This window comes from Neobacillus fumarioli NBRC 102428, assembly GCF_001591485.1.
Classification (GTDB): Bacteria; Bacillota; Bacilli; order Bacillales; family Cytobacillaceae; genus Neobacillus; species Neobacillus fumarioli.
In genome coordinates this window covers 1-7,882 of the sequence record NZ_BCUZ01000122.1, presented here as the reverse complement: position 1 = coordinate 7,882, position 7,882 = coordinate 1, and the positions used below count along the sequence as shown (strand labels likewise).

Genomic DNA, 7,882 nt, shown 5'->3' with positions numbered 1-7,882 from the left:
ACATTACTATCGACCTTCTTCCATGTTGTTAAGAGAAGGGAATCTGTTCTTTTTTGTTGGAATTTTTTAATAGGTAATATCTCTCCAGCTTCTTTGCATGATAAAATGAATAGGCTGGTATTGAAATATTATAAGTCAGCTGGGAGGAGTTCCTTTATGCTATTAAAAATTATTTTAATCTTTGCACTTCAATTAGTGTACGTCCCTGTTTTGACACTTCGGACCATTTTTTTAGTAAAGAATATGAGTGTCGCAGCTTCATCATTTGGAATATTGGAGGCACTAATTTACGTATTTGGTCTTTCCTTGGTTTTTTCTGGTCACCAAAGCATAGCTGAAATGATCGTTTATGCTGTTGGGTTCGGAGTAGGATTATATATTGGCTCAAGGGTAGAAAATAAGCTAGCTATTGGTTACACGTGTTTAGTTGTAAACTTAATGGAAATGAATGAAGAACTTATTGCCATATTAAGAAATAAAGGATTTGGGGTTACCGTCTTTGAAGGAATGGGACGTGATAGTAAAAGATTTCAACTAGAAATACTAACAAAGCGAAACCGCGAAAATGAACTGATGGATTTAATCGAGGAATACGAACCAAAAGCATTCATCATTTCTTATGAACCGCGGAAATTTAAAGGTGGATACTTAATTAAATCGATGAAGAAACATTTAAAAAAGTGCAATACATTAAAACAAATGTAACTAATGATGAAAACTATGAAGATTGTGTGAAAACCTACCTCATTTATCAACTTTCGGGATTTCGTAAGTTTTGGGGGTACTTAGAAATTGTATTCCATATTTAATGTAGAAATGGAGTTAATTGTAAAAATACTGAAACTCAAGTCATACATCTCTATTTTTTTTGTTTTTTTTGAAAATGACGAACATTTTTGCTATTGGAATAATTATTATACGTATACTATAATAAATTCTATGTTTTATTTATTCCAACTGATAAATACTTATGAAGAGGCTTTTCGAGTTGTCAGAAAGTTAGTGCATTATCAAATAAATGCCTGTTTCAGCTAATACATATACAGCGAAATCAGTCAAAACATAACACATCTGTATAGTGATTAGCTTTTGAAGTGTCATTGAACTTTCTATGGACGTTAATGTAAGAGTCTTGGAAGCATCTCTTCAATCTATTTTTGAAAGGAGTAGAACTATGCATCGTAAGATGGGAACTTTTGCGCTGACCATGACGGGTCTCGGGTCAATTATTGGTTCTGGTTGGTTGTTTGGTGCTTGGAAGGCAGCTAAAATTGCTGGGCCAGCCGCTATTTTTGCTTGGATTATTGGGATGATTGTGATCCTATGTATCGCTCTTTCTTATTCTGAATTGGGTGCCATGTTCCCCGAGGCTGGAGGAATGGTGAAATACACACAATATTCCCATGGATCTTTTGTAGGGTTTCTTGCTGCGTGGGCGAACTGGATTGCGATTGTTTCTGTAATTCCCGTTGAGGCCATAGCTTCTGTACAATATATGAGCTCGTGGCCATGGAGTTGGGCAAAGTGGACTCATAGTTTAGTACAAAACGGAATACTTACGCCGGAAGGGCTTGGTATTGCTTCTGTGTTGATGCTTATTTACTTTTTCCTAAATTACTGGACCGTAAGCTTATTTGCAAAAGTAAATTCACTTATAACAATATTTAAAATAATTATCCCTGGATTAACAATTGGTGCCCTTCTGTTCGTTGGATTTCATGGTGGAAACTTTACTTACGGACATAGTTTTGCACCTTATGGATGGCCAAGTGTGCTCACCGCGGTTGCTACTTCTGGGATTGTGTTTGCATTTAATGGGTTTCAAAGTCCGATTAATATGGCGGGTGAAGCTAAAAAACCAGGCCGGTCCATTCCGATCGCAGTAGTAGGTTCTGTTTTAATTGCAACCGTTATTTATGTCCTTTTACAGGTTGCCTATATTGGCGCCGTTAAACCTGCTATGCTTGTACATGGTTGGGATAATATAAACTTTAACTCTCCTTTCGCAGACTTAGCAATTGCTTTAAATATCAATTGGCTGGTGATCGTGTTATACCTTGATGCATTTGTTTCTCCATCCGGTACAGGAACAACGTATACCGCAACAACAGCACGGATGATTTATGGTATGGAAAGGAATGGGTATTTACCCGCCGTTTTAGGCAAGATTCATCCAGTTTACGGGGTGCCACGACCAGCCATGTTCGTTAATCTTGCGGTATGTTTTCTATTTTTAATTGTGTTTAAAGGCTGGGGGGCATTGGCGGAAGTTATTTCCGTTGCCACCTTAATATCCTACATTACGGGTCCTGTTACTGTTATGACATTAAGAAGAACAGGAAAACATCTGTATCGTCCACTTTGTCTTAAAGGATTGAAGCTGATTGCACCCTGCGGATTTATTTTTGCTTCCTTAACATTGTACTGGGCACGTTGGCCGCTTACAGGACAAGTTTTGTTCATTATCATCATTGGGCTGCCTATTTATTTCTATTACCAAGCTAAAAAGAAATGGCAAGGCTTTCGACAAAACTTCCTGGCAGGTGTTTGGATGGTTGCCTACTTATTAGTTATGATGTGCATCTCCTATTTGGGGAGTGAGAAGTTTGGAGGCATAAATGTCATTCCATATGGTTGGGATATGGTAATTATAGCTGGTGTATCCCTTGGTTTTTATATTTGGGCTGTTAACAGTGGTTTTGAAACGGAGTACCTGCTAGAAGCCAAAAAAGTTAATAAAGAGTTGAAAGACAGAGATGCAGCAATGACAGCTGATTGATTTAAGACATTAGATAGGTAATTATAATAAAAATGGAATTATATTGGTTAAAACAATTAACGTAAAATGAAGGAAACCAAGATGTAAGGCTTTTGAGTCTAAACAAACGAGGGAGCATGAGTTGCTCTCTTGTTTGTTTTATATTTCTATCTTATAATTCCAAGTAAAAGATTCCTCGGATACAATGTAAGTTGATCTAGTCACGGAACAATTTCAAAAACAGTCCCCTGATTAAAATCAGTCACCTTCATAGAACCATAAACCCCTAAGTAAATTCGTGTTTGGTCCAGATTCGTTCCCAAATTAACATAATAGGCAGATTGAGACCCAAAGTTATAATCGGTTTCAATAACACTATAATCGCTTAGTTTACCATCTGTTCTTATCCTGGTAGAAGCTAACACGCCTCTAATCGGACCTTGAGATTTTTGCTTTCGGGCAAGATCCGTAAAAACCACACTTCCCGTTAAATTGGGGATTCCATTCCCCATGTAGGCTTGTACTCCTGTAAGGGCAGTTCCTCCAAACTTATCGGGCCGGGGATCTTTATGAAAATAACTAGTCAGAGGCTGAAGACGCGTACTTGAAGTTTTTATCGCTTCATTGTAATAAGCAATTGTTTTCTCATCTGTAGCCGGATTTTCAGTGCATTCCTTTATTATAGAAGTTGGAAAAGCACCTTCCCACCCTCGCCAGCCAAAGTTAATAAAGCCTTCTTGATTAGTTTCGGTGTTTCTTAAATAAGCTTGAACAAGCTGAGTAACCGGTATGGGTTTATAATGAACGAAAGAAAAAATCGACTCCGACAGATCCTGTCCGACATTTCCTACATATTTAATATACTGATTATAAAATCTTTGATATGAAATGCCTGGTATATTGCGGACCCCTTTGGCAATGACCGTAAGAGTTTCCTGAATAGGTACGGGAAGTTCATGAAAACGTGTAACTGCCGGTGGATTATCGATAAATGTATTCCTAGCTACGTCAATTTCAATGATTTTACCGGCTATTTCCATATCATCCTGACTTAAATGAAATGGATCATAGCCTGATCCGCCATCACCGGTTGTTAAAATAAGTTTTCCTGTTTCCGGTGAGAAGTTTAGGCTGTTGACACCATTATGATTAGAAAAAGGTCTTCTTAAGTTAAGTAATGTCCGTCGTTTTTGAGGTTGTCCATTCGATTGCAAAATCCATTCTTCAACCGTATCAATATGATCATATTGAGTTTCTCTATTTGTCCACTTTAGGTTTAACGTTTTAGGATCACACGGGTTAGGCTTAAAAGGTTCCGAAAGTGCACCTGGACCTTGTGTTCCAGCTACTGAATAATGAAGATAAAACAAACCGTTATAATAAAACCCCGGATGAAACGCCAGCCCAAGCAATCCCCGTTCATCATAACCGTCTCCAGAACGGCCTAATTTGATGATTCGTGGGCGAATATCTAAAAAGGTCCTCAAACTTGAGTTTCCAATGTAAATGATCTCTCCAACTTGGGTAGCAATAAATAATCTTTCAATGGAATCACCCGGCAGTATAGCAGCTTTCAATGCGGTGGGTAAATTAATATTGCTGACAATGGGACGCAAACGAACCTTAACCTTTTTCACCCAACTTTACACTCCTTCTTATTAGCTTCTTTTCTAAGAGTATGATTCGTACGGTTCTATTAGTACCATATTAAGGCCGGGAAATTCGAAAGGTTTCGGTTTAGCGCCAGGGAATCTTTATTCAATATGAATGGAATTCTTCCTACTCTCAATATTTATCAGAAAATTCGCATGTAAGGACGTCACTTTTAATAAAGTAAAAGTAAACGGGCATAAAAAGTCTTTTAGCTGAAAAACTGAGGCAATGAAAGAAATTTGCATTTTTTAAGGAGGGGTTCAATGCTTCACATTGTGGCCAGTATCAAGCAAGTGCCTGACACCAAAATTATCAAGATGAATCCAAAGACCAATACGATGGATCGCAGGACAGCTCCTGCGATCTTAAATCCATATGATTCCCATGCTGTAGAAGAAGCAGTTCGTCTGAAGAAAAGGTATGGAGGGATCGTATCGGTTGTAACGATGGGACCGCCTCCAGCGGTTACCGCGATTAAGAAATGCATTGAGATTGGTGCGGATGAAGGCTATTTGATCACGGACCGCCGATTTGCAGGGGCGGATACATTGGCAACAAGCTATGCCGTGACAAAGGCAATTGAAAAAATTGCAAAAACGAGACCAATAGATTTGATTATTTGCGGTAAAATGTCCATTGATGGAGATACCGGACAAGTAGGACCGGGAATTGCCCGTAGGCTCGATATTCCGCCGCTTACGTCTGTAAATAAAGTAGTGGAAATTAATAAAGAAGAGGGATATGCCATTGTCCACCGCAAGTTGGAGGATGGATATGAAGTTATCCGGTCAACATTGCCATGTTTATTTTCCGTTGAAAAAACAATCAATGAAGTCCCGTACTCGCCGCTTCCAAACATGATTAAAGCTGCCAGATATCAACCGCATATCTGGTCGGTTGATGATTTGGAGGATGTCGATATAAAGCAACTTGGTTTGAAGGGTTCCCCGACCATTGTGTCCAAAGTATGGGCGCCACCTAAACCGGCTGGAGGAACATTCCTTGAAGGCAACCCAAGGGAACAAGTGGAGCAGCTGCTCTCGATCGTGCTTGACAAGAAAGAACTGTTTCAACACAAGGGGGGAATTTAGATGGATTTCAAGGCTTACAAAGGGGTATGGGTTTTCATTGAACAAAAAGATGATGTAGTTGCTTCTGTATCCCTTGAACTTCTAGGTGCCGGAAGAAAGTTAGCAGACAAACGGGGGGTAGAATTGGCGGGTATTTTAATCGGGGAAAATGTTAAACATTTAACAAAAACTGTTTTTGAATATGGTGCTGATACTGTGTACGTTTACGACCAACCTATTTTTCAACATTATCGGACCGAAACTTATATGAAAGCATTGCTGGATTGTACGGAAAAACATAAGCCGGAAATTATCCTGTTTGGGGCTACTTCAACCGGAAAAGACCTGGCAAGCGCGGTGGCCACCGATCTGCCGACAGGTTTGACGGCGGATACGACGGAGCTAGACGTAGAAGAGGAAACGGGGCTGCTGTTGGCGAGCAGACCTGCCTTTGGCGGAAATATAATGGCGACCATTTTATGTAAGAAATACCGGCCGCAAATGGCTACTGTCCGCGCAAAAGTTATGAAAGCACTCACTCCCCAGCCAGGAAGAACTGGCAAGGTGGTTGAAGAAACGATCTTCCTAAAGGAAGAGGATATTCGGACAAAGGTCTTAGAAATTGTAAAAGAAACGGTAAAAAAAGTAAGGATTGATGAAGCGGATATCATTGTGGCTGGCGGAAAAGGATTAGGGAGTTTGGAGGGATTTCAATTAATTCACCAATTCGCTCAAACCATTGGAGGAGCTGTGGGTGCCAGCAGGGACGTTGTGGAAGCAGGTTGGATCGACCACGCTCATCAAGTTGGGCAAACCGGTGTAACAGTAACACCCAAAATTTATTTTGCGATTGGAATTTCCGGCGCGATTCAACATATTGTGGGAATGAGAAATTCCGGTTTAATCATTGCCATTAATAAGGACAAAGATGCCCCTATTTTTCAGTCCTGTCATTATGGAATTGTTGGTGATGCTTTTGAGATTGTGCCGATTCTTATCGAACAGTTTCAAAAGGCTTTATCTAGGGAAACAGTCAGCAACACCAGCAATGGTTGTTAATATGGATCAAAAAGAACCACTGCAGCATGACAAATAATCAAAAAACATGTTAAAATGAAATTCCTTGGCAGGGGCAGCAACAATAATATGAAGGAAGCAGGAGGGAATTGGACTTCCTGCTTCCTTGTATGTTTAAAATTTATTTTGAAAATAAGAGATACCTTCTGTCAAATAGGCAGATGTTTGTTCGTTTGATACCAGGTAATCATGCATGGATGAATTTAATTTGACAGAAACGAATAATCGTTATAAGATACAATTCGTAATGGTTCTGATTTGTTGTCTCTAGTAATCTTTGATGATACAAAAATAATTTCTGTTTTTTAAATCGTAATGATTCCTAATTAATAGATGTTGGAGGAGAAAAGGAGTATGAAAAAATTTTTATTTCCTTTTATGATTTTTTTGCTGTTGCTTGGCGGATGCTCTAATGCTGTTCAGTCAAACAGTCAAAAAACAAGCGAAGGAACAAAAAAACTAAAGGTTATTACCACGTTTTATCCTATGTATTATTTTGCCCAAAAAGTGGCTGGAAATGCTGCGAATGTTGACTTATTAATTCCAAATGGTGTTGAACCCCATGATTGGGAACCAACTGCAAAAGATATGGCGAAAATTCAAGACGCAGATGTGTTTATTTACAATAGCCGTTACATGGAAACTTGGGTGGACAAAGTCTTAAAAAGTATTGATCCATCAAACTTAAAAGTTGTTGAGGCGTCTAAAGGGATCAAGCTTTTAGATGCAACTTCAGGAGAGGAAGGAAATTCCCCTATCTCTAAAGATCCTCATGTATGGCTTTCACCTGTACTAGCTGAGAAAGAGGTTGATAATATTGCCCAGGCTTTAGAGCAAAAAGACTCTAAAAATAAAGATACGTATGAAAAAAATGCTGAAGCCTTTAAAACTCAGCTCGTTGATTTGGATCACTTATACAAAGAGACGATTGATAAGGCAAAGAAAAAAGACTTCGTTACTCAACATGCAGCATTTGGATATTTGGCAAAACAATATGGTATAACGCAAATCCCAATTGCAGGATTATCCCCGGATGTGGAACCGAGCCTAAGTAAATTGGCTGAATTAGCAGATTTGATGAAAAAGAAAAATATAAAGACTATTTACTTTGAAGGATTAGCCTCACCCAAAGTAGCTCAAACATTAGCCAATGAAATAGGCGCTAAAACAGAAGTGCTAAACCCATTAGAAGGATTAACAAAAGATGAGCAAGAAAAAGGTCTTGGATATATTGAAGTTATGAAACAAAATCTTGAAGCATTAAAACACTCCCTTTTAGAATAAAGTAATAAAAGATTCATGAATACAATATAGAATGGGGCTG

At 38.8% G+C, this 7,882-nt stretch carries 6 protein-coding genes; 5 read left to right on the top strand and 1 reads right to left on the bottom strand.

What is annotated here, in order from left to right:
* Positions 1–156: 156 nt before the first annotated feature.
* Positions 157–705, top strand: coding sequence for a DUF2179 domain-containing protein (locus BFU02S_RS13400; RefSeq protein ID WP_066371571.1), 549 nt, complete (start codon positions 157–159; stop codon positions 703–705).
* A gap of 469 nt (positions 706–1,174) precedes the next feature.
* Positions 1,175–2,779 (top strand): glutamate/serine transporter AimA, encoded by a 1,605-nt coding sequence (gene aimA / locus BFU02S_RS13395; RefSeq protein ID WP_066371567.1) that lies wholly within the window; start codon positions 1,175–1,177, stop codon positions 2,777–2,779.
* A 200-nt stretch (positions 2,780–2,979) separates the two neighbouring features.
* On the opposite strand, the gene BFU02S_RS13390 is transcribed toward aimA, so the two are convergent.
* Positions 2,980–4,395, bottom strand: coding sequence for a PQQ-dependent sugar dehydrogenase (locus tag BFU02S_RS13390; RefSeq protein ID WP_066371561.1), 1,416 nt, complete (start codon positions 4,393–4,395; stop codon positions 2,980–2,982).
* 279 nt (positions 4,396–4,674) lie between these two features.
* Here BFU02S_RS13390 and BFU02S_RS13385 point away from each other — a divergent pair, with 279 nt between their 5' ends.
* The 3 genes from BFU02S_RS13385 to BFU02S_RS13375 all read left to right on the top strand — a co-directional run bounded on the left by BFU02S_RS13385 (position 4,675) and on the right by BFU02S_RS13375 (position 7,842).
* A complete protein-coding gene (locus tag BFU02S_RS13385) occupies positions 4,675–5,502 on the top strand; it encodes an electron transfer flavoprotein subunit beta/FixA family protein (protein ID WP_066371560.1) in 828 nt (275 codons plus the stop codon).
* A complete protein-coding gene (locus tag BFU02S_RS13380) occupies positions 5,503–6,540 on the top strand; it encodes an electron transfer flavoprotein subunit alpha/FixB family protein (RefSeq protein ID WP_066371553.1) in 1,038 nt (345 codons plus the stop codon).
* A 372-nt stretch (positions 6,541–6,912) separates the two neighbouring features.
* A complete protein-coding gene (locus BFU02S_RS13375; protein ID WP_066371551.1) occupies positions 6,913–7,842 on the top strand; it encodes a metal ABC transporter substrate-binding protein in 930 nt (309 codons plus the stop codon).
* Positions 7,843–7,882: the final 40 nt, after the last annotated feature.

Coding starts and splice junctions, on each gene's coding strand:
- BFU02S_RS13375 (WP_066371551.1), top strand. CDS start 6,913: ATGAAAAAATTTTTATTTCCTTTTATGATTTTTTTGCTGTTGCTTGGC.
- BFU02S_RS13385 (WP_066371560.1), top strand. CDS start 4,675: ATGCTTCACATTGTGGCCAGTATCAAGCAAGTGCCTGACACCAAAATT.
- aimA (WP_066371567.1), top strand. CDS start 1,175: ATGCATCGTAAGATGGGAACTTTTGCGCTGACCATGACGGGTCTCGGG.
- BFU02S_RS13400 (WP_066371571.1), top strand. CDS start 157: ATGCTATTAAAAATTATTTTAATCTTTGCACTTCAATTAGTGTACGTC.
- BFU02S_RS13380 (WP_066371553.1), top strand. CDS start 5,503: ATGGATTTCAAGGCTTACAAAGGGGTATGGGTTTTCATTGAACAAAAA.